The following is a 26,450-nucleotide window of genomic DNA, read 5'->3' as shown; positions in this document are numbered from 1 at the left end:
TTTTTTAATTGTGAAAAATAAATCTAATCTTAAACCAAATCCTCTGGCACTTTATATCGGGTTCAGCAATAACATCTTGCATTACGCATTCGAACACCCAACCATTGTCGCAGTAATGTTTCTCCAATACCTTGTAGGCAAGCCCTGCAAGTTGCTTAATCCTCCCAGTATTAGCATCGTAGTTGGTTGCATCTGGTGCAGTAGTGCTATCTGGTAAATCGGGAACATAGATGTTTACATTGCTAGTGCCAATTTGCACACTACCACTAGGGATGGGCAAACTTTGAATAGTACAATCCTCCTCCTTTGCAAAATCTTTACGGCTAGGGCGTTTACCCTTTTTTACAATGCCAGTAAGCTCCTTTGCTAAATCGGAGTTGCTCAATACCAAGTACAGAATATCATCCTGTATAGTATTGAACTGCATATTTTCCTGTAATTCTATATCCTCTGTTTTCATGCTACAACCCTATAAACCTGTTCTTTAAGCATCTTCATCATTTTGGGCTTAACTCTCTGCGCATAACGTTCTGCACTATCCAATACATCTTTATTTAGAGTTTCCACATAGTAGGCGTAATTCATACCCGCAACCACAATAAGTGCATAGCCTTTGGTAAATCGTTTAGCCAGCTCTTCTGCCAGCTTCTTCCCCTCCAATACTCCAACACCATTAGCTTTGTTTTCGATTTTGCTTTGTATGCGTTTCTCGAAATTGTGGCTTATAATAGTGCCATCGTGTACCAAAACGTATCCGATAGAGTTACGGAGATTACCCGTGTGGTCTGTATAGTTGCCGTTCTCTCTTGCCTGTGCTACACACGCCTCGCCAATGTACTGTAATACAGAAACAATGGCTTTGTGTATTCGCTGGGCAAATTCAGCAAACCGTTTGTGTACATCACCCCTGCTGTAAATCGCTCTAAATCCATATTTTGACATAATGCTTATAGCGTTTGAATCTTAATACCGTACCTGTAACTTGCACCTGTCCGCTGGAGTTCTCAACCTGTACAGTTGAGTTTTCCGCAATATCTGGGCATGTTACTGGGCAAAATATGTTTGAGCTATAGGTAATTGTTTTACCACCCTCCACATTAACTGTAGCACCCGCTCCAGCTGGTTCATCCCTGCAAGGGCTTACCTTATCCCAGTCTAATTTTTCTGGTATAAGGTCTCCAACCTCGTTACGTGGTGATTTAGACTTTTGGTGTACTTTTAATGTGTCGTAGTATTTACCCATTGTTAAAACCTGTTAGAGCCATCGGAGATGGTTATAATGTCAGAGCTAACAAACTCGGAGACATCCAAGTCATTAATGCTACATAGAGCCTTTATGCGTTCTTTCAGATTATTATGATAGCCTTGTGCCCACTCACCCTCTTTTTCGCTACTTAGTGTTAGGTATTTATACAATACCAACACAGCTGCAAGGGCAATAGTCTTTTCGTTATCATCAGCATCAAATTCATCTGCAATACCGATTTTTACACCAGTACGTTTGCACGCTCCACTAAGAGCTTTTTCACAATCCAAAGCATCAGCCTCATAAGGCTTAACTTCTACTCGTATTGCCTCCAAATTTGTCATACTCCAACCTTATTACTGAATACCACGTACCTGATAGTTTACCACTCCAGCAATATCTGTGATGATAGGCAATGCACGCCAAGATGCTTGTGTGTATTCGCCTGCTTGCTGTCCTGTGCTTTCTCCAACCTGCCATTTGGCTACACGCATACCATTGCCAGCATCTATGTACTCCACATTTGGCTCTGGGATAATTTCGTTATCCTCAAAAGCAGGTTGTACTTCACCGATAGTACCAGCTGGCTTGAAAACAATGTTGTTATCATTCCACGGATTAATCAAGTTTGCTACACGCTTACCATCTTTTTGGATAGCATTACGTTTTACAATCTTGGTAAATGCTGGTAAATCATATTGAGAAAGGGTTTCCCTTAACTGGGCATCCGTTACCACACCACCACTCTTATCTGTACCCAGAATAGCCTTTTTAACGGCTGGAGCACTGATAATCCACGCATATAGAGCAGGGCTAACACACATCTCACCAAACGTAATACCCGCTTGCTCAAACTCCAGCTTAATAGCTTGCAGCTCCTCAAATGGGTTGATGTTGTTTTTGTTATCATCAATCCAGTTTTTAGGTGCTTTTTTCTTGTTTTGTTCGGGCATCAGGTAATCTACTTTGAATATTTTACCGTCTGGGTTATTAAGAGTAGGCGTAAATTGAGCTACACCACCGTTTGAGAGAGCTTGTAATACAATATGGTCGGCTGTATCCTTGCAACCTAGATAAGCCTCTTTTGTATCACCCATGAGCATTTTATAAACCTCATTAAACTTTTGCTGGTCTGTGTACCGTTTTGAACTTGCCTCCAAAATGGTTAGCATTTTACGGAGTTTCTTTGCCGACATAGGGAACTTGTGCCCCATACGTGGTATCTCTTCCGTAAATGTTTTGAAGCCATCAGAGGGGCGCAATGGGGTTGCAGCCTCATTGCCAATCACGCTAGCCATAAAGCGCACCTTATAGCTTGCCATAATTGCCTCACAGGTCAAATCCATTTGTGGCAAATTGTATGTAAACCAGCGGTCAATGTACGTTTGCTCAAAGAGAACTTTGTTTTCTCTTGTGCCCATCTCAAAAAAGATGCGTAACGTAGCCAGCAAATCCACTGGGATAGTCGGAAAATTAATTTTACTAAAAATAGAATCCATGTTATTACCTCCTTATTTTAGAGTGAATACGTATAAGCCACCTTTGTACCTTTCAGCACATTGCCCTCCAGCAATGATGCAGGCACAGGTGGTAATCTCCTTGCATAAGCCTCTCCGTTACCTGTATTGCGTGTTACATCAATACCTGTATCTCCAGCCTCTTTTACCTCAATGTCTGTTATGGTAATAGAGTTTGGTTCAGCCAAAAGCTTCACGTTAGTACCATCTGCAACCACCTCAAACAAAGCATCTCCAACGGCTAAGCCAGTTATTGCTTTACTTAGGGTGATTTGCATGCCATCAGCGGTTTCTGCAATGGCAGTTATTTTGGGAGTGTTAGCCAAAGTAGCTGTCAAGTCTTTACCGATTAAATCGTTTATTGTAAATATTGGCTTGCTAAATTCGTCCGACTCCAAAGTAACAACCTTTGCATCACCAGCAGCAATCGCTACAACCCTTGCACTCTTAATCAGCTGTGCCAGCCTTGTATTTTCATCCACATGGGATAAAGTACCAGCTGGGATAACTGCACCTTTGGTAAGGTTGGTTTGTGCAGGGTCAAGCGTGAAACCACCAACCACCTGTACTGGGGTTAGTGTAAACAGAGGGCGGTCGCCCCCAAATTCTCTAAATTGTCGTTTCATCACTTTGATAATTATTGTTTAACTTCAAACTCGGCAAGCATAGTTTTAGCTAACTCATCATTAGCTTTTTCCTTTGCTTCCGCAGTAACACTAGTGTCTGCTGGTTTAAGCCCACGATTAATAAAACTCTGCTTAACCTTTCCCAAAAACTCTGGAATATTAGCATCCGAGGGCACAGAGATAAATTCCATGTCGGCATCAGTTAAACCTAGTTTTTTCATCTCGGCAGAAATTGTGTTTGCACGCTCTGCACCATCAAGTTTAGATTGTAAACCAGTAATGGTTTCTCCCTGTGTTTTGATGATAGCACCGTACTTTGTTTCCAAATCAGCAATAGCTTGTTTCCAATCTCCGTCCTCATTCGGTTTCGGAGCTGGAGGTGCTGGAGGATTTGGAGGGGTTGGAGGAGTACCTTTTGCTTGTTGTGCCCACCTTGTAGCTTCGCCTTGCATTGTTTTTAATGCAGGCATAAAAAGGTTTGCCTGTGCTTCAATCTCCTCATCTGTTGAACCATCTTTCAAGCCATTGCTTGCAATGCCAGCAATTTCTTCAATAGATTTTTCCGATAAGCCCATGTCTTTGCATTTGCCTACCAATACTTGTAATAATTTCTGTTTAACCATAAGACTTTAATGTTATTTGTGCCAAAAATAGTCTAACCACACTAAAGCGTGTATATATATCACGGATAACTTTTGTAAGTAATTCATTTTAAGTTTCCAATGAATCTTATTAATCTTTGTTAAAAGTCAATATTTTTCCGCCAAAAGTATTGTTTATTGAATAAATCATACTACTTTCGCAATACAATAAGCGTGATAAATAGACACGTATAACGAACAAAAAAATAAATCCAATGAGAGCAACACATAAGTATACAGGAGGTAAAACGAATCGCCAAATTGCCAACATGGCTTTGAAAGCAATGTCAAATATTCAAGAATATGACAATGGAACAATACGCAACCCTCATGAATTAGCAAGTTCTGTTTTGAAAGATGGCAGAACGCTTATACAAACCATATACGAAGATGGATATGTTGATTATAACGATGGCTATTATGTGGTAGAAGTAGATGAGTATTGTATGTATATTGATGTTACAGGTAGATACCTACATGAAATAGATATGACAGATGTAGAGTATAGTATGGATTACGATAAAGGTTTAGAACCTTACGAAGAAGAATGCTAATAATTAAAATGAAAGAGCAATGAGAAACAGGAATTTATTAGATGCAGTAGAGAGTTATTTGGTTTGCCTCAAAAAACACATGGAGCAACCAACTGGAGATAATTTCGCTCAACTCCAGAGTGCAGAAAGGAAACTAACTCCCATTGTTGCTATTGAGAGCAACATGGAGGATATTAAAGAAATGTTTTCTGATTTAAGAGACTACTGGGATACATTGGAAATTAGTAAATAAAAGGAGGTATATAATGGCTTTGGTTATAGGATTTGCAAGCAAGTATTATACTTTATGGAATGTTGTAATTACACCCCAATATACAACTGATGCTTATGGGGAACATTGGCATACAGGCAATCACTATCAATATAGCTATATGAAAAACATTAGCTCCGATATTGTTAAAGTTAAAGAGCTTTATCCCAGTGTAACTATCGATGATGGGCTAAGGGGAATAACTACAAGAGAATGGGGTAAGACGGTAAAGATAAATATGCCACCCAATTATCTAACATTTGGTAAATATACAGGTAGGACAGTAGAAGATATTGCTTCTGTTGATTTGCAGTATTTAATATGGGCTTTGGATAATATGTATATAGAACCAGCTCAAAAAGAGGCAATATGTTCTACAAAAGAATACAAAGAATATCAAGCTCAAATACAAATGGAAATAAATAACAAATTGGCTCGCATATCTCCTCTAAAAAGTGGGAAGCACATATTGACTATTTTAAGTAACCCATGTGAGGGTAAAGCCTTTGTTAATATTACTGATGGGCATAATATTGAGCTCCGATTTAGGCAAACAAAGGAATATTTCTACAATGGATTTCCTTATGAATTACCTGTTATGGCTGGTAAGGCTAAGCGTGTAAAGTGCAAAGCGATTGAATACAATTTGCAAATAATTAACACAGAAATAAATAAAGAAGATGGCTATTGCTATCAAATAGCTAATGTAATTGATTAATAACTATAAATTTTGAAACAATGGGAATTTTAGCAGTAATACAGCAAACCCTTGATGAGCAAGGAAACGGAGCAAAGCTACTAGGTACAAGCAAACGAGTACTGGAGAGCACAGCACAGGCAAAGTATAATGATACCCGCAAAGTAGAGCGCAATTACACACGTGGGGTACACAGTGCCAATACAGAGGTAAACAAAATAAATGCAACTATAGAGGGTGCTTATCAAGCTGGATTTGAGCCCAGCAGGGAGGGCTTAAACCTAGAGGAGCTGCACACAGAAGCTCTGGAGTATTTAACCAGAGGAGATTATTAATTATTTTTTTGAACATAAAGCGTGTATATACATCACACAATATAAAAGAAAAACAATGGAAAAAGTTATTTTATCAAAGAGAAATTGCCATAGAGCTAGTGTCGTACAGAATATTAAAAATCCAGAGTGGGGTACATGGGCATTCCACTATAAGGCACAAGAATTAATGCAGGGGCGGTATGCTCATGTGGTGGGCATGGGTGCTAATAGTAAAGTTTTGCACACGGAGAATATGAGCGATTGGGAAGTAGTTTCATGGAAATATGATGTAACACTGGATGAGTATTGGGATTTGGCGTATAGGGCATTTTACTGGACTTCATTTAACCCCGACCGAGCAGGAGAGCGCACAATAATAAGCTATGAAAAGGAGCTTAATGATGATTTGAAAAACATACCTCTGGAAGAGCAAGAGCGTTACATTTCCAACTACAAAAAATACTTTTCTGCATGGCTCTCTGCACACTCTAATTGTGCCAGCTCTGCCATTACTGGTGGCTCTGGGTTCAATGTTAGAAAAGCTGAAAAAGCAAACAATAGGGAACATGCTAGAATGGGAGAGTTTATACAGTGGAGAGAGAAAGCCCTAAAAGCCATTGCAAAATGTATAGAAAACAACAAACCAGAAGAGCAAAAGCAAAATGAAGAGTGGGCACGACTTGAAAAAGATATTTTACATTCCGCAGCTATTATACATGGGATTAATACTGGAGTAGAAAGAGGCTACCATAAAGCCCTATTTGTATCCTCTATTTATGGGAAAGTAGAAACATACGCCAAAAGAGGTGACACAAAAATGGTGCAAAAGGCTATTGATTGCATACGGCAATTTAACGAAACAATGAGCATCGTTATCACAGAGCGACATAAATTTTTTAAGCTGTTAGATGTTGCCGAAACAGCTAAAGAAAAACAGATTGATAAAGCAAATAGGGAAAATACAGAAATAGCTTTTGAGGGTGGTACTGTAGTTAAGAATTACAGTGAGGATAGGTTACAAATTCTTTTCGACAGTAAGCCAGCTCCAGATGTTATATCTAACCTTAAAAGCTATGGCTTCCGTTGGTCTCCACGCTTTATGGCATGGCAAAGGCAATTAACTACTAATGCCTATTTTGCTGCTGCCAAAGTAATACCAGTTACATACGAACAATTAACGCAGGCAAAATAAACTTTTATATGGATGCTTTTGATTTACATAGTTACGACCATTATATAGTTTCTTTCTCTGGAGGTAAGGATAGCACAGCGTGCTTTCTTTACCTGCTGGAGCAAGGAGTACCAAAAGAAAAGATTGAGCTCTGGCATCAAGAAATAGATGGCAGGGAACAAACTTTCTTTGACTGGGAGATTACCCCAGACTATTGTAGAAAGTTTGCAGTAGCTTTTGGTGTGCCAATCTATTTCCAATGGAAAGAGGGCGGTTTTAAGCGGGAAATGTTCAGAGAAAACAGTTTAACTGCACCAATATATTTCGAGCTCCCTAATGGTTGTATAAACAAAGCTGGAGGAGAAAAAGGTAAACTATCTACTAGGTTGAGATTTCCACAAGCATCCGCAGACCTTAAAGTACGTTGGTGCAGTGCTTATTTGAAAATTGATGTGTGCTCAACCTCTTTAATAAATCAGGAGCGTTTTAGAAATAAGAGAACCCTAATACTCTCTGGAGAAAGAGGCGAAGAGAGCCCGCAAAGAGCCAAATACAAAATACTTGAACCAGATCGTGCAGACTTACGAAACGGTAAGGCATTTACAAGGCATGTAGATAGGTTTCGCCCAATACGAGACTGGAAAGAGCAGCAAGTATGGGAAATAATAGAAAAGTATCGTGTGCGTGTACATCCTTGTTATTACATGGGTTGGGGGCGATGCTCATGCAAGTTCTGTATTTTCGGTAATAAAAACCAGTTTGCCAGTGCTGCTAAAATAAGCCCAGAACAAATACAGTATATCATTGAGCTAGAAAAGTTGTTTAAGTGTACTATTAAGCGCAATATGGATTTGCAAACCTTAATAGATTCTGGTACTGCATACGAGGCAATAAATGGTTTTATGGCTACTTTGGCAACCCAAAGCATATACGATGTGCCAATAATTATACCCGATGATGATGTATGGCTATTGCCAGCTGGAGCGTATGGTGAAAATTGTGGAGCTGCTTAATAAAAAAAAACGTGTACATGTATCACGCATTTTTCAATAAAATCTTTATTTAATTAATAAATAATACCTAATTTTGCAGAAAGGAAATATAATTATGATTGTTAGAACAGACGAAGAGATACAGGAAACCATTGGTATGGTTAATGCTCGGTTACAGGAAAAACTAATAAACAGGCATGTTAATGCAGCTATTAAGGAGGGGTATAAGGAGGCTTTGCACATATTGTGTGAAAAGATAACCACTATAGATGATATACCCACTAGGGTAAAGAGCACACAAGGGCGATTTATCGCATGGCTGGCTGTAGATTACCTGATAGGACAATGCGACCAGAAAACATTAGTAAATGTACCTATAAAAAAGCAGCCATGAGTAAAGATAGTATAAATAAACTAACGGAAGCTTTTAACGAGCTAAACAGCTCAATGGCTCGCTTATTAGAAACCTCCTCAAATTTTGAGAATACTATTATAATGTTTTTGAGGGTATTACTGGCAAAGGAGTACGCTAATTTTCAACTTTACAAAGCTCGCAAAATATCATCTGGCAATTTGCTAAGAGTATATTGGAGATGGAGAGCCAAAAGGCAAGGCAAGATTGTAAGGAGCATTATAGAAAGTTTGCCAGAGGGCATTAAGTATGAAGTAACAACCGAATTACTGGAGGTAATAAATGGCAATAGGTAGTAAAATAATAATTGTAGAGTTAAGGCAACCGTATGAGGGTGCTACTCGGTGGGTGTTTGGTGGCAAAGCTGCCATATACCATTATTTGCCTATGGAAGTAGTTGGGGTAACTCTCAATACATTACAGAGTAAAATAAATCTCCAGAGTGAGGCATATACTACCAGAACTGGAGCGGTTATATCGCAGCATACGCTGCTAAGAGCAAAAACAAATAGAGGTAAAAGAAAGGAGTAAATATGTTAGGAGCAATAATAGGGGATTATGTAGGCAGTGCTTACGAATTCGACAATACAAATAATTACAGTTTTGATTTAATAACACCAGAGAGCGAAATAACAGATGATAGTATTTTAACTCTAGCTATCGCTGATGCTATACTACAGGGTAAGCCATACGCAGAGCGTTTGCATTACTGGGGTAATAAGTACCCAAACCCAATGGGTTCTTATGGTGGCTCTTTTGGCTCATGGTTAAGGAGCGATAACCCGCAACCATATAACAGCTGGGGTAACGGTTCTGCTATGAGGGTTAGCCCAATTGGTTGGGCATTTGATACTCTGGAGGAAGTACAAAGGGAGGCGCAACGTAGTGCCCAGTGTACACACAACCATCCAGAGGGCATAAAGGGTGCTATGGCTGTAGCATCTGCTATTTTCCTTACACGTAATGGAGAATCCAAAGAGTACCTAAAGCATTACATAGAAAAAAACTTTGATTACAATTTAAGCAGGAAATTAGCTCAAATACGCCCGACTTATCAGTTTTATGAAAACTGTATGCAGACTGTACCAGAGGCAATAATATGCTATCTGGAGAGTAATAGCTTTGAGGATGCTATACGGCTGGCTGTATCTCTTGGAGGTGATAGTGATACTATTGCATGTATTACAGGGAGCATAGCGGAAGCTACACCTGATTGCGGAATACCAATGGAGGTAATGAGTGCTGCATTAAGTACTGTACCATCTGATTTAAAAGCTGTTTTTGATAGCTTCTACTCCAAATACAGGCTACATTTACCTCATTAATAGCATTTTTTCGGGTTGTAAATAAAAAAAGTAATATCTTTGCCATATAGAAAAAAAGGAAGAGAATATACGCTACTTGGGTATATTCTCTATCGCTTATAGCCTAATCGTCGTCAGAATCACCACCTCGGATAACAGAATAAGGCTATCAGATTACCTACTTATGGGAGTATTGTACCTATTAGCGTAGAATCATTCCATTAAGTAGGTAGGTTTGTGGTGAACCTTGACGGCGTATGGCAATGGTTCTACGCCTTGTTTTATGGTATGCACTATTGCTATTGTTTAGGGTTTTAGTAACATATAAACAATAGTATTATGAAATGGTTTAGTAGAGTAAAAATTTCAGCCTTTTTCTTATTGGCAACATTGGCTTTTATCGGGTGTTCAAAGTCTCCTCAACAAAAAGCAGAAGAATTAGTAAAAAACTATTTAAAAGAAAATCTGCATGACCCTCAAAGTTATGAGTCTGTTGTTTTTTCTAAAATAGATACAATTTGGGATTATCAAGAAAATAAAATAGAGGCTTTAGAGTATGGAGGGAAAACCCTAATTGAAAAATACCAAGACACACTACTTATTAGCAATGCCTTAATGGCTCTGGAGGCAAACGACATGGAAACCTATAAGAGTTTAACAAGTAATATTGGGATTCAAGAAAAAGAACGCATTAGTACTCTAAACCAAGAGGATAAAAGCGAGTACTATAAAACAGCAGATTCAATACGGCAAATATTAAAACATTTTGAAATGGAGAAAGAGAATATAAAAAAAGCCCCTCCCATTATGGATGGTTTTTCAATAGAACACAAGTACCGAGCGAAGAATGCAATGGGAGCAAAAGTACTGAATGAAGCTACATTTATGATTGACAGCGAGCTAACCAGTATTACTAATGTAAAAGATTAGTAACCTACTAACAGACAAATCAACATCCTACTAACAGGCAAATGAGTTATTAAGTGGCTTATTTTCAGCATGTGTAAAATGGGAACAATACATTAACCCAATATTCTAACAGGCAAACTAATATCATTCAACAATTATATTACTAATAACTTAATAATATTAATATCTGTTGTAATACTAATAACAATTATAGCTCTAAATTAATCTTCCAAAAGTTAGGCTTTATTAAATCTGGCATGCCAGCAAATTTGTCTACCTTTGCGGTTGTTAATTAGTAAATGATATGGATAAGCAGCAACTTATACAAAAATGTAGGTACTATAAAGGAGAAAAGGAAAACCCTTTTACCGAGAATCAAAATAAAAATATGTTTTGGTTTTACGAAAGTAAATGGGTTGAAATGAGCCTTAATAGTAGCGATCTGTTTTCCTCCTACATTGATGAGTATAATGCAGCTTGGCTCTATGATTTTGAACGAAAAGACGGCACTCCTCAAACACTCAAAGCATTGTTGTTTAATAGGTACACTCATCTAAATGGGGATTACTCAAACCCTCCAGAGTTTAAGAAATGGTATTTAACCACATATAAGGGCAACCTTTAAAGTTGCCCTACTACATCCATATCAACATACCATCTACCTCCCTTTTGTTCAATCTTGGTTATCTTGAACTTAGTACTACGTTGTAATAATACCTCCGCTTCATATCCAACACTGGATTGTTTCGCTAGCCCATCCCAAGAGTGTCCGTTACCATGCCCAAAAGCAGAAAATGGCTCACAGTATAGCCCCTTTGTGCCTTTCGGGCAATATATGTTATAAATAATATCTCCAGTAAAACCCTTACCTTTTGCATCCCCACATGACATAAAGGCTTTTTCCTCTCCAATCTTACCAACCAGAGATTGTGCCTCTTTCTCGGTTAAACCTCTTAAATCAACACCAAACTTACCACTAAATCCATTTACGCCCTCCCCACGTTGCAACCACATATCAAAGTTGTATGTAGATTTATCTATGAGGTTGGTTAAGTTGGTTATATCCACACCCGAATTACGCCCTTTGCTGCCATAGTATGTTAAGCCTCTTAATGGCTCGTTTACATAGGAGCTGCCACTTGTATAGTAATACGCTGCATCTCTTTCTGCTTGTGTCGCTGTCCTCCAGAGTTCACCACATTTATCACGTAGTTTCTCGTCTGCCTCCTCTGCTGTCTTAGCCCACATAGCAGCATCTTTACGAGCCTTTGTGTAAGCTGTAGTCTCAAAAGCATTTTCCTGTATTAGTTTCCCATTCTTGGCTGCTAATTTGGCTTTTTCTTTCTCCAGTCGGGCAACCTCTTTGTTTAAGGCATCAATCTTAATTTTAAGAGTATCAGCATTTGTAGTACCAGCAAACATATCTTGCAGCTCTGCAACCATACTTTTTACTTTGGCACTCTTTGTTTTTTGTGCATAGTTAAAAGAATGTTGCACTTCATCTAGTAGCTGTGTCTTTACTAGCTTGGTCTCATATTGCACCTCCAGTTTCTCAAAGTAATAGATAAACTTTGGAGTTGTAGGGTACTTGGTTGGATTGAGCTTTGCGTAATACAGCTCTTTCTTAATCACCTTTTCCAAAAACTCACTATCAGACATATAGGCTGCTTTATCTACATGCTTGTGCCAATTCTCCAGAAATGCCTTTGCTGTATCCGCTCCAAACTCTTTGGTTAATCCCCATTCTATAGGTTGCTCTTTATAGAGGTTTATTGCTTGCTGCTTGGCTTTGCTCACACTTTTAGCCAGAGCCGTTGCTTCTGCTTTTATTTCTTTTGCACCTCCAGTTTTAACCAGAGCTGCCAGCTTATCCATATCCACACCATAAACGCCATCCCACTCATCCGCAACCTTTAGTACATTGTTTGCAACTTTTACGGCTTGGTTATATGCAGCTATGTTTGCTTTTACCTCTGCCTTAACAGTAGTAAGCCCTTTTACGTACTCCGAGCCATCATCTACCAGCTCCATATTGTACTGTAGCACCTTTGTGCTTTTGCCTCCCTGTATAATGGTTTTAGTTTCAGTGCTCACTACCTTAAATCTGGAGTTTGGCAATAGCATTGCTAGTTGCTCCTCTCCATCCATTGTTTGGAGGTATCGGCTACCTTTAGGAATGTTTACTGCACAGATTGCACCATTATCTCCCGAAATCACACCGTTTTTTATTGCCTGTCGGCTTATCGTACTATAATTCGTGCCAATATAACGACTACCAGAGAAAATGGCTGTGTCGCCCTTAATTGCATTTTCCAAAGCCTCCTTATCCAACCCAAATACAAACTTAGCATCATTGGAACTTAAAAACCTTTTCTGTGTGGCAACCTTTTGCAGCTCCTCCAGTATATCATCATTAAGGAACATCCAACTATTATCATCTCCATACAAAGCATCATCTAGTAGCTCCTGCAATATCTTTTTATCGCTTAGCTTGGCTGCTTGCTCAAACTGCACCTTGTTTTTAGGTACTGCATTAGATAGGGTAAACTCTTTATCGTTATACACATTGTTGCTGCTTTCCCTCCAGAGCTCGTTTGTAAAACTCTGCATATTGGTAAACTTATCCACATCAATCTCATGCTTAGATAGCAGCTTATTGAAGTTTTGCAACCCAGATATATTTTTGTCATTTTCAGCCCATGCAAACCCCTTGCTTATATCACCGTTTTTATAGTTATCCTTAATGAAGTATGGCAATGTATTGTTAATTTTGGCTTTCTCTATTTGCTCCGTATGGCTTACAATCCACTCATTAAAGCCCTCTGGTACATCTTCCACTATATCTGCTGGCACAAAGCTGCTTTCTTCACCCCGCAATATCATTTCTGTTAATTGCTCTAGCTCATCCTCCGTGCATAGTATAGGCACAATGTAGCAGCGACAATTTGGATGCCACCCCTTGAAAACAAAGTCCTTTTTGTACTTGCCAGCCAGTTCATCACAAATATCATACTCTGGGTGGTTATTGCTTAACTTAACCTCATACCCAATAATGAAATCCATTTGCTGCCAGCGGGTAATATCCGCTGTCCTGTATGCCATATTGGTCTCGGTTCTGGTAAGCCTCTGGGCATTCTTATAGGATGAACGGTAAACACCCCTGCCAGGATGATAGGCTTTCGCTGCTTTGCTCAATACTAAATCACCATGCTTATTGCGCACACGCCTAAACAGCTTATCTGTATCATGCAGGTAGTTGCGCACAACACGACTAAGAGCATCAGCACTAAGCCCCTCACCCAGTCCTAAATCAAGTGCAAGCTCTAACTCCTCCTTTGCCTCCCCGACAAACTTCCATACCCTCTGGCTTAAATCTAAACCATCCTCTTTGCGGGCAAAAAAGGAGTTCATGGCTTCCTTGTTTCGCTGGAAGTATTTTGCAAAGTGGTTATCCTCAATGCTCTTTTTCCCAAATATCCCCTGCACCAGCTTATCATTGGCAACGTTGGAGTAGTTCCACTCTTTAGTAACATTGCCTCTAACGCTCTGGTAGAGCTGGCTGTACATATTGCGCAGGGTTTTCTGTACCTCTGGTGCAATATCCTCATAGTCGGCAAACTTAAACGGTGTATCATCGCTTACCTCAATGCCATCACAGAGTGCGATTATCTCCGAAATCTTTTCATTGTAGATTTTACGCACCTGTGCTGCATAAAACTCTGTACGTTTGTTTAATTTGCCATATAGCTTTTTTGTATTCATTTATCAATCATTTATTAATAAATAGCTTGGAGTTTGGGAAAATGTTGATTTTTTACAAAAAAAGCAGTCTAAGCTGGAGGCAAGCAAACACAAAAGCCCCTCCAGCCACAGTTACCAATAAGTCCAGCCAGTCAAAACGCCCATAACTTATTTTATCCCTTATCTCTTTGCCCAGCCCTGCTATTACAGCTGCTAGCAGAGCAAAGTAATTGCCCAGAGGTATAAATACTATCAGGCACACCATCATGCCTGCTGCAAAATGCAATACTTTATCTGTGTGCTTTGTAAGCACGTTTAATATTTTGTTATACATAACTTACTTATTCTGTTGGTTCGAAAATGCTTCTTTTGTATTGCTCTAGCTCTTCCTGTTTCCTTATGGCTTCCTCACTTGCAATACGTTGTTTCTCTTGTGCCTTATCTTTTACCAGTGGGTTTAGCTCAATGAGGGTTTCCTTAGACATACCACCAGCATTAACCTCTTTAATAGCATTGGTTATTGCTTCGGTTATATCCTCACCAAATGGTTCTTGGTACTCATGCCCAACTTTCATCCTTTCGCATTCCGTTCTCACAGCCACATCATCTACATGGGTTACTTTGCCAATAATGGTTATTATGAGGTTTGCAATACGTTTTAGGTACTCATCGTGGGTCTCTTTGCGCATTTGAGCTTTAATATCAGCAAGTATCATCATCTGCTTTAATGCCTTTGCCGATATATTTGTGAGCTTAGACATTGTATCAAAGTCAATATTAGGGGTAAAGGTTTCACGGAAAATATGCCTTTCGTTATCCTCTCGCTCCTGTTTTTTGAGCTCATCTGCCGTCTCTGGCACTAAGTAGTTTAATTGTCCTTTCTCGCTCAACACATACAGCTTATTTTCGGTATCTTTCTCTGGCAACCCTTTTACTACATCTGCTGTTGCTACTAGTGCTGGGTCTGCCATGTAGTCGTTTACATCAGCTGTACGGCTCTTCATGTATTCCTGTCTTTTGATTAGAGGATTTGCACCGCTCCACTCTGTTTCTTGCTCAAAGAGTATTATAGGTTTTTTTCCAATGTAGTTAGGCTCTTTCTCAATATCCCAGCCTAGCCCCCCACGCTTGCACCTGTAAATAATATCATCGGTGAAAATATCCACATGGTAGGTAGTTTTACCACCACCCTCTGATAAATAGTAGCCACGTGCAAAATATAGCAACCTATCGTACTGGTCTTTTATGTAGTATAGATCATCTCCCAGAGATTTGGCTAACACCTTTATCAAGCATTGAGCCTTGCCATCTTTGTTTTGGTAGGTATGGAAGAGTAAAGCACTCTGTGTCTCCGAGCCTGCCAGCCGTTTAGCCTGCCTTATCTTGCTATTAAAATGCGTGTCCTCAATAAAATGGTTGAAAGCTGCAAAGGCATTTTTGGTATCCTTTGTTCTCTCCAGCCATTGCACAGGTCGCCCATAAATGAACACCAAAGCAATCTCATTAATGTACACTGGGTAACTTAATGGCAACCGCCATCGTTTTACCCACCCTTTAAAATTACCTTTAGCATCAAACGTGGCTTTATCCTGCCTTTGCATGATTTCGTGCTTCTCTATATCATACTCGTTTAATGCTTTTGTAACTTTCCTATCCTCTAGGCACATAAGCCCCAGCGCACCACTAATGTCGCCCGCCTGTATCTTTTCCTCAAAGGATTGCTTATAGCCTACAGCTGCCCTCATTCTGCTAAAAAATAGGTCTAAAAATCCCATCGTTTAAATTTTTTAATGTTAATATTCATATTATAAAAGCCCCCCAAACGATGATTTAGATATGCCCTCTGGTAATGTTAAGTCATTCAATAGGAAGTACTCAATAGCATAGTAAAGTATATCCACATACTCATCATGTGTCATACTTGGGAACTTGCATATTTCCTCTACAAAATCCTCATTCCAATCACCATCTACCAAAATCACACGCCCACACTCAACTTTAGGGCTAGCGGTTTTTAGCCTTGTAGCCTTGCTGTCTATTGGGGTTGGTGTTTCTGTTACATTCAAGTCTGTACTATCTCTTAATTGTTGCACCACGCTCTTACCATTGGCTTTGGGCTCAATGCGTAACGTGCTACGCCCATCGTATCCCCACGCATCGCAATACTCTGGCAAAAAGCGTATGAGGTCGGGAAACTCTTTCCATACCTTTTGGGCATGGTAAATGAATAGCTGGTTTCCGATTTTACATGCTGCCAGAATACCACTGGGGTCGTTGTCTGTTTTCTTCTTTTTCTCATCGTATGCTGTATCAATGAAAAAGTGCATGGGAGCACCACCACGCACAGCAAGGAACTGGGCAAGAGATATGTGCCCAAACCATTCTTTTTTAATAATGTTACCCTTATCACTGGCTGGTGTTTGCTCATATTGCCCCGCAAATCCCCTTGTACCCAAATCAGTGCGTGCTTCCTCTATAACCTCCTTATCTAGCCGTACAGGGTCTAGCAGCCCATCGACATACTTTTCTCTTAGCTCCACTGGTTTTACATGCTCGCTTAGCTCTGCTGGCAAACAAATGTGCTTTATCTTTTCGCCTTTCTTTTTGAGCAAATACCCTGTAACATCATCCTCATGCAATCGCTGCATAATGGTTATGGTAGGAGTGTTTTTCTTGTTTACTTTACGTGTGGATAGCGTTTTTGTAAACTCGGTGGCTTGTAGCCTCATTACATCACTCTCTGCCTGTTTTGGGTTCTGGGGGTCGTCATTGATAATTACATGGGCGTGCTTACCTGTAACAGCAGAGCCAGTAGATGTTACATAACGCTCACCTCCAGAGATGTTACCATAGAACCCCTTACCTGATTTATCCCTACGTATTTGTACCTCTGGAAATAGCCTCTGGTACTTATCACTTGTGATAATATCCTTACTCTTCTGTGCATGGTCTAGGCTCACATCGGAGGAATAAGAGCTACTAATAACCCGCAATCTGGCATCCACAGTCCAGAGCCATGCAGGGAACATTATGGTAACAATGGTACTCTTTGTTGTACCGGGGGGAATGTTTATTATTAAATCGTAAGGCTTTGGCAATCTGTTTATTATATAGTATGCCAATTCTTGCAGCTCATCACACAGATACTCAATGTGCCAATTAAATACAGGCTCTTCTGGTATAATAATGCTCCAAAACGCTTCTACGAAATGGTAAAAGCGTTTTTTGCACATTTTAGCTTGTATATTATCTAGTAGTGCATCATCAATTACTATGTTACTGTTGCTTCCGCTCACGTTTTAATGCTATCTGGAACAATACATTTTGCTCTTCCTCTGTTAGCTCATCTAAGTTAATTTGGCTTTGTGGTGGGTTTAACGGCTTGCCATTTGCCCCTGTTAATTCTCTCTTATCTGGAGCGTACAAGCCCAGTAGTTTGCGCCTCTCTTGGAGCTGTTGCCTTATCTCGGATATGTAGCTAACATCACCATATTTGCGTACCTCCTTTTTGCCCTCTTCCAGATAGTATGGAGTAACCTTGCCGTCTTTACCTTTGGGCTCTCCATCTTCCCCTTTCTCCTTACCTGCTTTCTCAATCTGGGCTTTTTGTTTGCGGTTGGATGCTTGGTAATCCTGCTTGCTTTTATTCCATGCATCCCAGAGCTCAACAATGGCATCATCTATGCGCTCCAGCTCCAGCTGTACCAGCTCATCTGTGTTGGTTATTCGGTACTCTCTCCACTCTTTAAGTAATAGCTGTGTATCGGCAAATATGGTTTGCGTGCTGGGCATTTTATCTAAGTTCAGCCGTACCTTTACCTCTTTTGCAATCTGCCTGATGCTCTTACCCCTCTTGTAGAGTTCAGCCACTATCTCCAGTCTAGCCTGCTTTATCTGCCTGCCTTTCCGCTGTTGTCTATTGTTTAACTCTTGGGTATCCATGTTACAAATCCTTTGTTAGCTCAATGAATTTTGCGTAATACTCCATATTGCAGCTTGATAGCTCAATGTAGGTTTTACCGTACTCTGGGAAAGTATGTACAGCAAAATGGCTTTCTGCCAGTAGCCATAGTGCTGTATAGCCCTGTGGGTTAAAATGGTGCTCTGTTAGCTCCAGTACCTTAAATCCGCTTTGCTTTAGTATGGCATTAAACTCTGCCTTAATCTTCGCTGGTGCTGTCTCCGTTATCCATGCCGAATGATTCCAAATCTTCGCTTGCATACTCAATAAGTTTATAGTTATCCTTAATTTTATCTGGGTCGCCTTTGTAGAATACCAGTACATTCTGATGGCATTTGCCGACCTTTCGGTTTTTCATATATCGCTGCACACGCTGGGGTAATGTGCCTATGGGCTCAATAATTATCATCTCATTATAGAGAGGAGCACCATTGCGCTTAAATATATCTTTGATGTCGCTAACAAAATCATGATAAAAGCCAGTTTGCTTATCTCGGATGTCTCCAACTACAATGGCAGCAAACCTATCATCTTTAAGGCACACCAGAGCATCGGTAAATGCTTTATCCAGTATCTCCAAAAAGCCCTTATAGGTGCTCTGGTTGCTGGCATCGTTCGGTTTATCGCTGTACACCTCCAAATCAAAGTAGGGAGGACAACTAAACAGCAAATCCTGTGTACCTTTGCCTATGTGCTTTAATACGTTTTGCCCATCATCGCAAATGTACTCTGCACTCATACCAGCAACCCGCTCATTGTTTAATGCTGCTTGCTCCTCTCTTAACTCTATGCCAGTAAAGGAGTGCCCCAGAGTAGCTGCTACATATCCAAATACTGTATCACCCGCAAAACAATCAAAGGCTTTGCCACCCTCAATGCCAAACCACCTACAAACAATCTCTGCCATTACTGGGTCAAGGAGCGAAACCCCATTGTTTATGGATGCCATACAGTTTGTTTCACCGTTTGCAAGTGTACCCTCCCTGCTTTCTCCATTATCATCTATGAGTGCCCGCCAAACCTCTTTACGTTCTCTCCAGTAGCCCTGCCTAGTATCCAGTATCGTAAATGGAGGAACAACAAACTTATCCAGTAGGCTGCCATGCTTCTCTTTGCCTCCAGCTCCGTTATCATCCCCACCATCCATTTGCCAAACATCCATACCCCAATCAAGTAGCAACTGCTCATCAAACTCATTAGCCAGTATATCCATATCCCAGCTACCAAAGCCAACATTATCTTTTACGATAAATTCGTTACGCTCATCCTCTGTTAAATCATCAGCAAACACACAGTAAACCATTGGGTTTCTCTTCCACTCCAGCCAGAAGTTTATAAGCTGCTGTTGCTCATACTCGGTTAAGAGCCTGTATTTGCTTTGCCGTTGTAAATGCTCCTCAATCTGCGTTTGTGTAGCTGTTACTATCCATTGCAGCCCACGTGTACGCATGTTACCACCCAGTGCTATGTAGTTCTCATCCAGCACCACTGGGCGTAACTCCAGCATTTTAGGAAATACTAGGATGCTCTCTACCAGCTTTATAAACTTCTCGTCCGTTATTGTTCGTGGGTTGCTGTCGTTTAAGACAATCTTACCCAAAGACACTTTCTCTGCTTTCATATTTAATAACCGTTTGATTTATTTGCGTTTGATTGCAAAGGAAATAAAAAAGGCGTGATATATATACACGCCTTGTAGTCAAAAGATGAAAGTAGAAAGTTTACATAGCTTTTAGCCTTATGGGTAAACCTGCATAATGCCATGCTATTAAAGCTGCATCTCTTGCCTCTTGGTTTGTTCTACCCATTAAACCTGTAATACTTGATAACTCTTCATGGGTTATTTTCCCCTCGTTACCTTTCCAACTCTTTTTAAGAGGGTATTGCTCATGTACATCTAATCCGTAATGCTTGCACATCTCTACAATTTTTCTTCCCACCTCGTGATTTCTCCCAGTGGAATTACCTTTTGCGCTTGCAATTTTTTTATTGTCTTTTGATTTTAGATGCCAATTACTACTTATAAGCCAGCCAGCTTCCACAACAATAATAACACTCTCACCCTCATTGTCTCGCACTTGTTTAACATGCTGTAAGTAATCAAGCAGCTGGGGAAAAGTAAGGTTTGAAACCTCCAATTGCCGTGTAGCTCTTTTTAGGTATGCCACTCCAGACTTATCTACATCAGGGTCAATAGCCACAATGTTATCGTATTTTTTAGAATGGTAAATCATCTGTATAGCCTCCATTGTTTGATGTCGTGCTCGACATTGTATTATTTTCCTGCACTGGTACATTTGTGCCACTTTGGGGCTGATATTGCGAATTTTGCCCCGAATTACCACCCAAAAGCGTTATTCTCTCGCACATTATTTCCGTTACATAGTGCTTAGCTTGGTTTTTCTCATAGCTTCGGGTTCTTAGTTTACCCTCTAAAAAAACCTGTTGTCCTTTTTGTAAAAACCTCTCTGCTACTCCAGCCAAAGCACCCCATGCTATTACGTTATGCCACTCTGTGCGCTCTGGTACGTTTATGCCATTGGCTAAAGAATAAGCTGGCTCTGTAGTTGCTATTGAGAAAGAGGCAACTTTATTGCCATTATCCATAGTCCGCACATCTGGATTTTTACCCAAATTGCCTATTAATTGTACTCTGTTTAAACTTCCCATTTTTTTACCCTTTTTTCTTTGTAATTCTAATTATTTATATTTATTACTATATTACTAAACACACACTACTATAATAACTACTTAGTAGGGTCGGCAGGCATTGGTATATTTACCGTTCCAATAACAATCATTCCTTTCAAAATAACAATCGTATCATTTTTAATAACATAGCCGAATGTGTTTCGTAAGTCTCCTGTCCTGTCTGTATATATACCACCATTTAACTCTTTACAAAAATTTTCTGCTGCCTTTTTTGCAGCCTCCATTACTATTTCGCGAGTAATTTTTATTTCATATACACATTCCATATACTTTATAAATCTGTTAAGTTGATTTTCAGATATTTATTAATTCCACTATCACGCCTCTTTGTAGGCAATGAATGCAGGTAGTTCATCATTTTTTTGAAAGAACTATGCTCTTTGTGCCACTTGTAAAACTCTCTTTCTACGTTAAAGTGCTCATCTTTTGGGTTTAATGTTTCCCATATATGGTTATCTATAACATCAGATATTAGCTCTCTTTCATCTCCCTCTCCCCAATAATCTTCAATCCAGTAATACGGTTCTATATGATACAGATGGTTTTTGTTAAACCTATTATTGAAGCTCCTGTATGCTGCCCAATGAATATGTGAATCCATCCATGCATCTAGCAATCCTTTTCTATATAAAAGTCGGAGCATTCGTTTGTCTCTTTTTATGTGCTTCCTTAGCACTTTAGGCTTTATGCTACTCATGCTTTTATGTTTTTACTATTGCAACTGTTTCATTTTTTAACGTATAGAAACACTCAAAAGATAATACTCTACCTTTGTAATGCTCCTCAAATAAATCAAAGCTCTTAAATACCATTTCGGTATCTTGTAATGAATCATGTACAATTATGCTCCTATCCCTCATATAACGGCAACCTATCATGTGATTTCTATTTGATGTAGATATAACCACAATCATAAAGGGATACCATAACACCCGCTCATCTGCTTCAAAATCTGGTTTTAAATCAAATATTTCAATTGGCTCTTGATTGTTATACCGTAACATACCAATCCAAATATCATAATCTCTTTCCCATAGCCATTTATTCAGTTGCCCCAGATTATTCCCATTTTTAGATGCTTCAATGTTTCTGGGAGTAATAATTTCACCATCTTGCAATACATTTGCAATGGTATATAGTCCACATCCGTAATTATATTCCTGTTTATAGTGCATATCATTTACCCATTTGAATTAACAACCTCCGCTGTTTGCGGTTAAATATATCCAGCCTGTAACCATTAGCTCTAAAAGCAATAGTTACCTTGTACTCAAACTTAACTTTGCCGTATTTGCTGCCAGTCAGTTTTATGGCTGCACCTTTTTTCATTACCTTTTTGGTTACACGTGGTAAACGCTTGTGCCTATCAAGCATCCACTCTTGCTTTAACCTTTTAGGTATGTTTCTGGAGTGCTTTTTACAGTACCAATGCTCTTTATTATCAGTTGTGTATCTGGTAGGCTCTCCACACTTACAACACTTGGTAAGTGGTTCAAATACCATATCAGAATAGGTGCAATATTTACAGTACCCATAGCCATCTTTCCTATTCCTACGCTCCATTTCGTGATTACACACCTGTATTTTTTGCCATTGCTCCCATGCATCCTGTTCGGCTTCCTCCACTGTTGCACCCTCTCCACGTATAAAGCATTTTGGATTGCGTGGGAATGCCTCAAAAAATGCTGTCTGATAATTACCTTTTTGTGAGAACACTACACCATTTGCACCTGATTGGCAGAAAAAGCCCCAATCATATTTTGTTTCGTACTCGCTCTCTGGAGCACCAAAGTTTGATAATCTTATTTTTGCCATTAGTTTATCTTTGTTATTTTATATCCGCATCTTTTCATTACATCACACAGCCATGAGAAACCACAATTAGAGCCCAGCCATTGGATAACCGTTGCTGCAATTACTCTATCTCGTTTTGAAATTATACTTATTGGGAAATGATAGGTTCTATCTCTGTGCTCGGTGTTTATAAATAAATCTTGCAATACACCAAACCCGCTATTTTTCCATGAATTGCATAAATTATCTTTCCTCCATGCCCTTGCAAGTGCTTTCTCTCTGCGTGATTGTTCACAATCGTATTTCATACGTTGGTGCATGTACCCTATATTCTTATGCCCTTTGTTCTTAATAAAAGCATCAAGCTCTTTTGCTGTTTGTACTCTTTTCATAGTGCTTACTTTTTAGGTTTAATTCCCAGCCATTCGGCAAATGTACCAGAGTACCAATCTGCGCTACGGTATTCCTCATACCGTTGTTTAGCTCTCATCCTTGATTTTGAAACTTTCCTTATCTCCCCAATACCCAGATATTCTATTTCCCATGTAGGGTGCAATGGTACTATATCCTCTGGTTTCGTATCGTAAAAGTTTACCCCGATATAGTTGCCCCTATCTTCAACTATAATGCCCTTTCGCTCACCTTTTTTATCTCCCTTATAGAGAATTTCCCTGCCGATTTCAGCAGGCACTTTGTAGGTCGTTTTTATATACTCAAATGCTGCCATATTATTGGTTTTGTAGGTTTAATAATTCTATCACCTCTTTCTCTGGTATGTCGGCATCGTATTCATAGCCTTTGTTGATAGCCCATTCTACCATTGTTCTTACCTGTGCATCAGTAAGCTCTTTGCCATTTACAATAAAAAAACCGCTTAGATTTTTGCGCCAAGCCCATCGCTTTAGCCCTTTTAGGTTTGTTTTTAATGTATGTGTTGCCATTTATTTGTTTGCCTCTAGGTGATTAATAAATAAATTTATCTCATCTCGTAATAACTTCATTTTATCAATAAAGTCTTCTACTGTATCATCATGTGATTTATGCAACCTTGCCGATACATTACAATCTGAAACAGAGAGAAATATACTCCGTGTTTTCCCATCCCCCCAGTCTACTTCTCCATCAAAAGCCACTACATTGCCTGTGGACGGAGAATTATCTTTGTTTATCCATGTTCTTTTATTGTACATACTCTCTATCGTTCTACTGTTTTATAATATGCCAGAGTTAATACATCGTACATCTCTCTGGTTACTGCGAACTGGTAAATCTCGCTGGAGCTCTTTGGCACTTCAATAACTTGGTAGTTTAAGCCCTCTATTTCCAGCCTATCAATTTGCACATTGCTCTCAAAATGATTTGATAGGCATTTTATAAGCTGGAGATAGAAAGGCTCTCCAAAGGCTTTAATCAGCTTTGATTTATTCCGTAGCGCAAACCTCATGCTCTTCCATTAATTCATAACGCCCATTAACGCACCCACTATTACAGTACCTTTGGCACTGGGTATCAAGCGAACAATAACCTATAGCATCTTTTCTAGGAAACCTTTGGCTTTCCCATTTACTTAGTTTAGTACACTTTGTGCATGGGTAATGCTCTGCACAGTATGCTAACATGGCACGGTGCATATCCCAATCTAAAGCATACCCTATGCCTCCATAGCCACCATTTTCACAAAGCAGGGTTACTGTATTACAATAAGGGTTTTGCCGTGCTATCTTACCAGATTTGTATTTGCTCCAGCCAAATGCTTCTTTGAGCTCCTTTTTAACTAACCCTCTTTCTGTTTGATGTAATAGTAAGAGCATGCAAATTAGTTTATCATCATCGCTCAAACCTTTTGGCAAGGTGTAATATGTGTAATGTGTTTCCAAATACTCATATTTATCACTCTCCTCTCCGTATGGTAACTCGCTTGCTTCTCGGAGTTTCCAGTTAAGTTCTACATAGTGCTTAACTATTTCTGCTGGTATATTTTTGTTGCTCATAATCAATTATCTTTTAACCAGTTAATATATTTCTCTTTAGCCTCCTTAAAAAACAAGAGTTCATTTTCTGCAACCCAAAACAAAGTATCGGGCTTATTGGCATCCATGTTTTGTATAAAATCGCTTACCAAAACATTCTTATCATTACAGAAATACTCTATATTATCCCAGTAGCGTTTGAAAACACCACCTACAGAGAGCCACCAGATAAAATCTTTAATTGTTTTCATTGCTCAATACCCAATGCTTTGTTAATTACCTCCTGTGCTATATCTACATAGTCTATAAACTCTTGATTTTCACCGCTAACATAGTCTGGGTGTGCCATCATTGAGAGCTGCATACCTTGCAGTGTCTTTAGCAGTTCTGGAGCTGCTGCAATCAGGTTCGCATTAGCTAGTGCTTTCTCATCACCAGCACCTTTGTCTATGTGAGCGATTAAGGTTGCTCCCTCTCCATACTCACTATCACCCCAAATTGTTGCTATCTCTGTATTGTGATCGCATTCTAAAGCAGATGTTGTAAGCTGCCATTTACCTCTTGTGCCATTAAATTTTTCCATTGTCTTCTTTATTTTTGTTTGTTCCTACTTCCTCCTCTGGAGCTGTAGCATAATCTCTATTTCCAAATAACCCATCATGGATAAAAAGTATAAACTGTTCTTTACTCCAGCTACCATAGGTCATAGAGCCAGTTCGGTTGCTGCTATATGGCACATGCTCATACCTGTATGAATGTCGGTTTGAGAAATCCATCTTTAATATTTTACCCTCTCTCTCAAACTGGATATAGAAGCCTTGCGAAGAGTACCTTTTATCTTGATGCTGGGCACTCCATGTAACCCCAGATTCTTTTAATATTTCAAGCTCTGGAGCAAAAGCCGTTTCAAACTCTTCAAGAATATAATTCGCCTCACTTTGTACTCTCAATTTATCCGCATTTGATAATTGTTCTTGCTCTGCTATTTGGGCATTGCGGATGTTATCTGCCATCTCTTCTAAAGCTGTTTTCATTGGTTTTTCTCGTTTATTTTATACATTAGGTAATTATACTTATTCAAAAAGTCTGTGTATGCACTATCTGGAGTAAGGTATCTTATCTCATCGTACTTTGCTTTACCGTAAAACACAGCAGCCTCAATATCCTGTGCTACGTTATCAGCTTGCTTTACTCCTTTAGGGAATATGCCAAAACGTTTGTAAATAACCGCCTGTATGCGCTTTTCAATAACCACAAAGTTTGGCAGGAGGTTTTTTAATGGCTTAATCATATCTCCAGTATAAGCCTCCGAGCCATCATGCAAAAGAGCCTCTAAACGTTCATAATAGTTTTCTGGGTTACTTGCTGCTACTATCCGCTCTACTAAAAGGCTATGTTCTGCAATAGAAAAGAATTGAGGGGAAAAACCAGAGAAATGAGGTTTGTATGCCAGCCCTTTTGCTATATCCTCAATATGTATCATATCTGGCTCTGGGTGCAGTATGCTAAACTTTATTTGTTTATAGGTTCTAAAACAGCCATCCGTTTTAACCTCCCAGCTTTTAGTCTGGTAGTTACTAATCTTTACCACCAGCTGTAGCAGTGCTACACAGATTGCATTTCTAATTTTGTTCATAAT

Annotated in this window: 41 protein-coding genes; 12 read left to right on the top strand and 29 right to left on the bottom strand. The window is 39.4% G+C overall.

Features of this window, described 5'->3' with window-relative positions; genetic code table 11:
- Window positions 1–4: 4 nt before the first annotated feature.
- The 7 genes from M2448_RS05065 to M2448_RS05035 all read right to left on the bottom strand — a co-directional run bounded on the left by M2448_RS05065 (window position 5) and on the right by M2448_RS05035 (window position 4,012).
- Window positions 5–460: a hypothetical protein gene (locus tag M2448_RS05065; protein ID WP_280646762.1), complete on the bottom strand. Its 456-nt coding sequence runs from the start codon at window positions 458–460 to the stop codon at window positions 5–7.
- Window positions 457–942: an HK97 gp10 family phage protein gene (locus tag M2448_RS05060; protein ID WP_280646761.1), complete on the bottom strand. Its 486-nt coding sequence runs from the start codon at window positions 940–942 to the stop codon at window positions 457–459. The genes M2448_RS05065 and M2448_RS05060 overlap by 4 nt, the downstream gene beginning before the upstream one ends.
- On the bottom strand, window positions 923–1,243 hold the full coding sequence (locus M2448_RS05055) for a hypothetical protein (protein ID WP_280646760.1): 321 nt from the start codon (window positions 1,241–1,243) through the stop codon (window positions 923–925). The genes M2448_RS05060 and M2448_RS05055 overlap by 20 nt, the downstream gene beginning before the upstream one ends.
- A gap of 2 nt (window positions 1,244–1,245) precedes the next feature.
- Window positions 1,246–1,590 (bottom strand): hypothetical protein, encoded by a 345-nt coding sequence (locus M2448_RS05050; protein WP_280646759.1) that lies wholly within the window; start codon window positions 1,588–1,590, stop codon window positions 1,246–1,248.
- A 12-nt stretch (window positions 1,591–1,602) separates the two neighbouring features.
- Complete coding sequence (locus M2448_RS05045) at window positions 1,603–2,592, bottom strand: major capsid protein (RefSeq protein WP_280646758.1); 990 nt, start codon at window positions 2,590–2,592, stop codon at window positions 1,603–1,605.
- 170 nt (window positions 2,593–2,762) lie between these two features.
- Window positions 2,763–3,389, bottom strand: coding sequence for a hypothetical protein (locus M2448_RS05040; protein ID WP_280646757.1), 627 nt, complete (start codon window positions 3,387–3,389; stop codon window positions 2,763–2,765).
- Between the two features lie 11 nt (window positions 3,390–3,400).
- A complete protein-coding gene (locus M2448_RS05035; protein WP_280646756.1) occupies window positions 3,401–4,012 on the bottom strand; it encodes a hypothetical protein in 612 nt (203 codons plus the stop codon).
- 233 nt (window positions 4,013–4,245) lie between these two features.
- Between M2448_RS05035 and M2448_RS05030 the strand changes: the two genes are divergently transcribed.
- The 12 genes from M2448_RS05030 (at window position 4,246) to M2448_RS04975 (ending at window position 11,258) form a co-directional block, all read left to right on the top strand.
- Entirely contained in the window at window positions 4,246–4,584 is a 339-nt protein-coding gene (locus tag M2448_RS05030; protein WP_280646755.1) for a hypothetical protein, read from the top strand.
- Window positions 4,585–4,603: 19 nt separating this feature from the next.
- Complete coding sequence (locus M2448_RS05025) at window positions 4,604–4,816, top strand: hypothetical protein (protein WP_280646754.1); 213 nt, start codon at window positions 4,604–4,606, stop codon at window positions 4,814–4,816.
- 13 nt (window positions 4,817–4,829) lie between these two features.
- Window positions 4,830–5,552: a hypothetical protein gene (locus M2448_RS05020; protein ID WP_280646753.1), complete on the top strand. Its 723-nt coding sequence runs from the start codon at window positions 4,830–4,832 to the stop codon at window positions 5,550–5,552.
- 20 nt (window positions 5,553–5,572) lie between these two features.
- Window positions 5,573–5,866, top strand: coding sequence for a hypothetical protein (locus M2448_RS05015; RefSeq protein WP_280646752.1), 294 nt, complete (start codon window positions 5,573–5,575; stop codon window positions 5,864–5,866).
- A 55-nt stretch (window positions 5,867–5,921) separates the two neighbouring features.
- Entirely contained in the window at window positions 5,922–7,037 is a 1,116-nt protein-coding gene (locus tag M2448_RS05010) for a hypothetical protein (protein ID WP_280646751.1), read from the top strand.
- 8 nt (window positions 7,038–7,045) lie between these two features.
- Entirely contained in the window at window positions 7,046–8,029 is a 984-nt protein-coding gene (locus M2448_RS05005) for a phosphoadenosine phosphosulfate reductase family protein (RefSeq protein WP_280646750.1), read from the top strand.
- 94 nt (window positions 8,030–8,123) lie between these two features.
- Complete coding sequence (locus M2448_RS05000) at window positions 8,124–8,402, top strand: hypothetical protein (protein WP_280646749.1); 279 nt, start codon at window positions 8,124–8,126, stop codon at window positions 8,400–8,402.
- Entirely contained in the window at window positions 8,399–8,716 is a 318-nt protein-coding gene (locus M2448_RS04995) for a hypothetical protein (RefSeq protein ID WP_280646748.1), read from the top strand. The genes M2448_RS05000 and M2448_RS04995 overlap by 4 nt, the downstream gene beginning before the upstream one ends.
- Window positions 8,703–8,951 (top strand): hypothetical protein, encoded by a 249-nt coding sequence (locus M2448_RS04990; RefSeq protein ID WP_280646747.1) that lies wholly within the window; start codon window positions 8,703–8,705, stop codon window positions 8,949–8,951. Before M2448_RS04995 ends, M2448_RS04990 begins: the two co-directional genes overlap by 14 nt.
- A gap of 2 nt (window positions 8,952–8,953) precedes the next feature.
- On the top strand, window positions 8,954–9,745 hold the full coding sequence (locus M2448_RS04985) for an ADP-ribosylglycohydrolase family protein (protein WP_280646746.1): 792 nt from the start codon (window positions 8,954–8,956) through the stop codon (window positions 9,743–9,745).
- 318 nt (window positions 9,746–10,063) lie between these two features.
- A complete protein-coding gene (locus M2448_RS04980; RefSeq protein WP_280646745.1) occupies window positions 10,064–10,654 on the top strand; it encodes a hypothetical protein in 591 nt (196 codons plus the stop codon).
- A gap of 283 nt (window positions 10,655–10,937) precedes the next feature.
- A complete protein-coding gene (locus tag M2448_RS04975; RefSeq protein WP_280646744.1) occupies window positions 10,938–11,258 on the top strand; it encodes a hypothetical protein in 321 nt (106 codons plus the stop codon).
- On the opposite strand, the gene M2448_RS04970 is transcribed toward M2448_RS04975, so the two are convergent.
- The 22 genes from M2448_RS04970 to M2448_RS04865 form a co-directional block, all read right to left on the bottom strand.
- Entirely contained in the window at window positions 11,255–14,395 is a 3,141-nt protein-coding gene (locus M2448_RS04970; protein ID WP_280646743.1) for an ADP-ribosyltransferase, read from the bottom strand. The two genes, M2448_RS04975 and M2448_RS04970, sit on opposite strands and share 4 nt — an antisense overlap.
- 52 nt (window positions 14,396–14,447) lie before the next feature.
- Window positions 14,448–14,708, bottom strand: coding sequence for a hypothetical protein (locus tag M2448_RS04965; RefSeq protein WP_280646742.1), 261 nt, complete (start codon window positions 14,706–14,708; stop codon window positions 14,448–14,450).
- A 7-nt stretch (window positions 14,709–14,715) separates the two neighbouring features.
- A complete protein-coding gene (locus M2448_RS04960; RefSeq protein WP_280646741.1) occupies window positions 14,716–16,149 on the bottom strand; it encodes a phage portal protein in 1,434 nt (477 codons plus the stop codon).
- A 30-nt stretch (window positions 16,150–16,179) separates the two neighbouring features.
- A complete protein-coding gene (locus M2448_RS04955) occupies window positions 16,180–17,607 on the bottom strand; it encodes a heat-shock protein Hsp70 (protein WP_280646740.1) in 1,428 nt (475 codons plus the stop codon).
- A gap of 43 nt (window positions 17,608–17,650) precedes the next feature.
- A complete protein-coding gene (locus tag M2448_RS04950) occupies window positions 17,651–18,316 on the bottom strand; it encodes a hypothetical protein (protein WP_280646739.1) in 666 nt (221 codons plus the stop codon).
- Window position 18,317: 1 nt separating this feature from the next.
- On the bottom strand, window positions 18,318–18,596 hold the full coding sequence (locus M2448_RS04945) for an S-adenosylmethionine decarboxylase (RefSeq protein ID WP_280646738.1): 279 nt from the start codon (window positions 18,594–18,596) through the stop codon (window positions 18,318–18,320).
- Window positions 18,535–19,956, bottom strand: a complete 1,422-nt coding sequence (locus tag M2448_RS04940; RefSeq protein ID WP_280646737.1) for a site-specific DNA-methyltransferase — start codon at window positions 19,954–19,956, stop codon at window positions 18,535–18,537. Before M2448_RS04940 ends, M2448_RS04945 begins: the two co-directional genes overlap by 62 nt.
- A 100-nt stretch (window positions 19,957–20,056) precedes the next feature.
- Window positions 20,057–20,584: a hypothetical protein gene (locus M2448_RS04935; protein ID WP_280646736.1), complete on the bottom strand. Its 528-nt coding sequence runs from the start codon at window positions 20,582–20,584 to the stop codon at window positions 20,057–20,059.
- Window positions 20,553–21,005, bottom strand: a complete 453-nt coding sequence (ssb, locus tag M2448_RS04930; RefSeq protein ID WP_280646735.1) for a single-stranded DNA-binding protein — start codon at window positions 21,003–21,005, stop codon at window positions 20,553–20,555. Before ssb ends, M2448_RS04935 begins: the two co-directional genes overlap by 32 nt.
- A 77-nt stretch (window positions 21,006–21,082) precedes the next feature.
- A complete protein-coding gene (locus tag M2448_RS04925) occupies window positions 21,083–21,313 on the bottom strand; it encodes a hypothetical protein (RefSeq protein WP_280646734.1) in 231 nt (76 codons plus the stop codon).
- Window positions 21,314–21,318: 5 nt separating this feature from the next.
- Entirely contained in the window at window positions 21,319–21,744 is a 426-nt protein-coding gene (locus M2448_RS04920; RefSeq protein WP_280646733.1) for a hypothetical protein, read from the bottom strand.
- Between the two features lie 4 nt (window positions 21,745–21,748).
- Window positions 21,749–22,222, bottom strand: a complete 474-nt coding sequence (locus M2448_RS04915; protein ID WP_280646732.1) for a hypothetical protein — start codon at window positions 22,220–22,222, stop codon at window positions 21,749–21,751.
- Between the two features lies 1 nt (window position 22,223).
- Window positions 22,224–22,862, bottom strand: coding sequence for a hypothetical protein (locus tag M2448_RS04910; protein WP_280646731.1), 639 nt, complete (start codon window positions 22,860–22,862; stop codon window positions 22,224–22,226).
- Window positions 22,862–23,233 (bottom strand): hypothetical protein, encoded by a 372-nt coding sequence (locus M2448_RS04905; RefSeq protein WP_280646730.1) that lies wholly within the window; start codon window positions 23,231–23,233, stop codon window positions 22,862–22,864. The genes M2448_RS04910 and M2448_RS04905 overlap by 1 nt, the downstream gene beginning before the upstream one ends.
- Window positions 23,234–23,238: 5 nt before the next feature.
- The gene (locus M2448_RS04900) at window positions 23,239–23,568 is read right to left on the bottom strand and encodes a hypothetical protein (protein WP_280646729.1); all 330 of its coding nucleotides are present in this window, start codon (window positions 23,566–23,568) and stop codon (window positions 23,239–23,241) included.
- A 1-nt stretch (window position 23,569) separates the two neighbouring features.
- Window positions 23,570–23,782 carry a hypothetical protein gene (locus M2448_RS04895; RefSeq protein ID WP_280646728.1) on the bottom strand — a complete coding sequence of 71 codons (213 nt, stop codon included), beginning with the start codon at window positions 23,780–23,782 and terminating at the stop codon, window positions 23,570–23,572.
- A complete protein-coding gene (locus tag M2448_RS04890) occupies window positions 23,783–24,031 on the bottom strand; it encodes a hypothetical protein (RefSeq protein ID WP_280646727.1) in 249 nt (82 codons plus the stop codon).
- A gap of 231 nt (window positions 24,032–24,262) precedes the next feature.
- Window positions 24,263–24,832, bottom strand: coding sequence for a hypothetical protein (locus M2448_RS04885; RefSeq protein WP_280646726.1), 570 nt, complete (start codon window positions 24,830–24,832; stop codon window positions 24,263–24,265).
- 2 nt (window positions 24,833–24,834) lie between these two features.
- Window positions 24,835–25,062, bottom strand: a complete 228-nt coding sequence (locus M2448_RS04880; protein WP_280646725.1) for a hypothetical protein — start codon at window positions 25,060–25,062, stop codon at window positions 24,835–24,837.
- Window positions 25,059–25,394: a hypothetical protein gene (locus tag M2448_RS04875; protein WP_280646724.1), complete on the bottom strand. Its 336-nt coding sequence runs from the start codon at window positions 25,392–25,394 to the stop codon at window positions 25,059–25,061. The genes M2448_RS04880 and M2448_RS04875 overlap by 4 nt, the downstream gene beginning before the upstream one ends.
- A complete protein-coding gene (locus M2448_RS04870) occupies window positions 25,381–25,845 on the bottom strand; it encodes a hypothetical protein (RefSeq protein WP_280646723.1) in 465 nt (154 codons plus the stop codon). The genes M2448_RS04875 and M2448_RS04870 overlap by 14 nt, the downstream gene beginning before the upstream one ends.
- A complete protein-coding gene (locus tag M2448_RS04865) occupies window positions 25,842–26,447 on the bottom strand; it encodes a hypothetical protein (protein WP_280646722.1) in 606 nt (201 codons plus the stop codon). The genes M2448_RS04870 and M2448_RS04865 overlap by 4 nt, the downstream gene beginning before the upstream one ends.
- Window positions 26,448–26,450: the final 3 nt, after the last annotated feature.

This window comes from Dysgonomonas sp. PF1-14, from assembly GCF_029892965.1.
Lineage (GTDB): Bacteria > Bacteroidota > Bacteroidia > Bacteroidales > Dysgonomonadaceae > Dysgonomonas.
The sequence above is the reverse complement of the archived record's forward strand: the minus strand, read 5'-3'. Positions and strand labels throughout refer to the sequence as shown.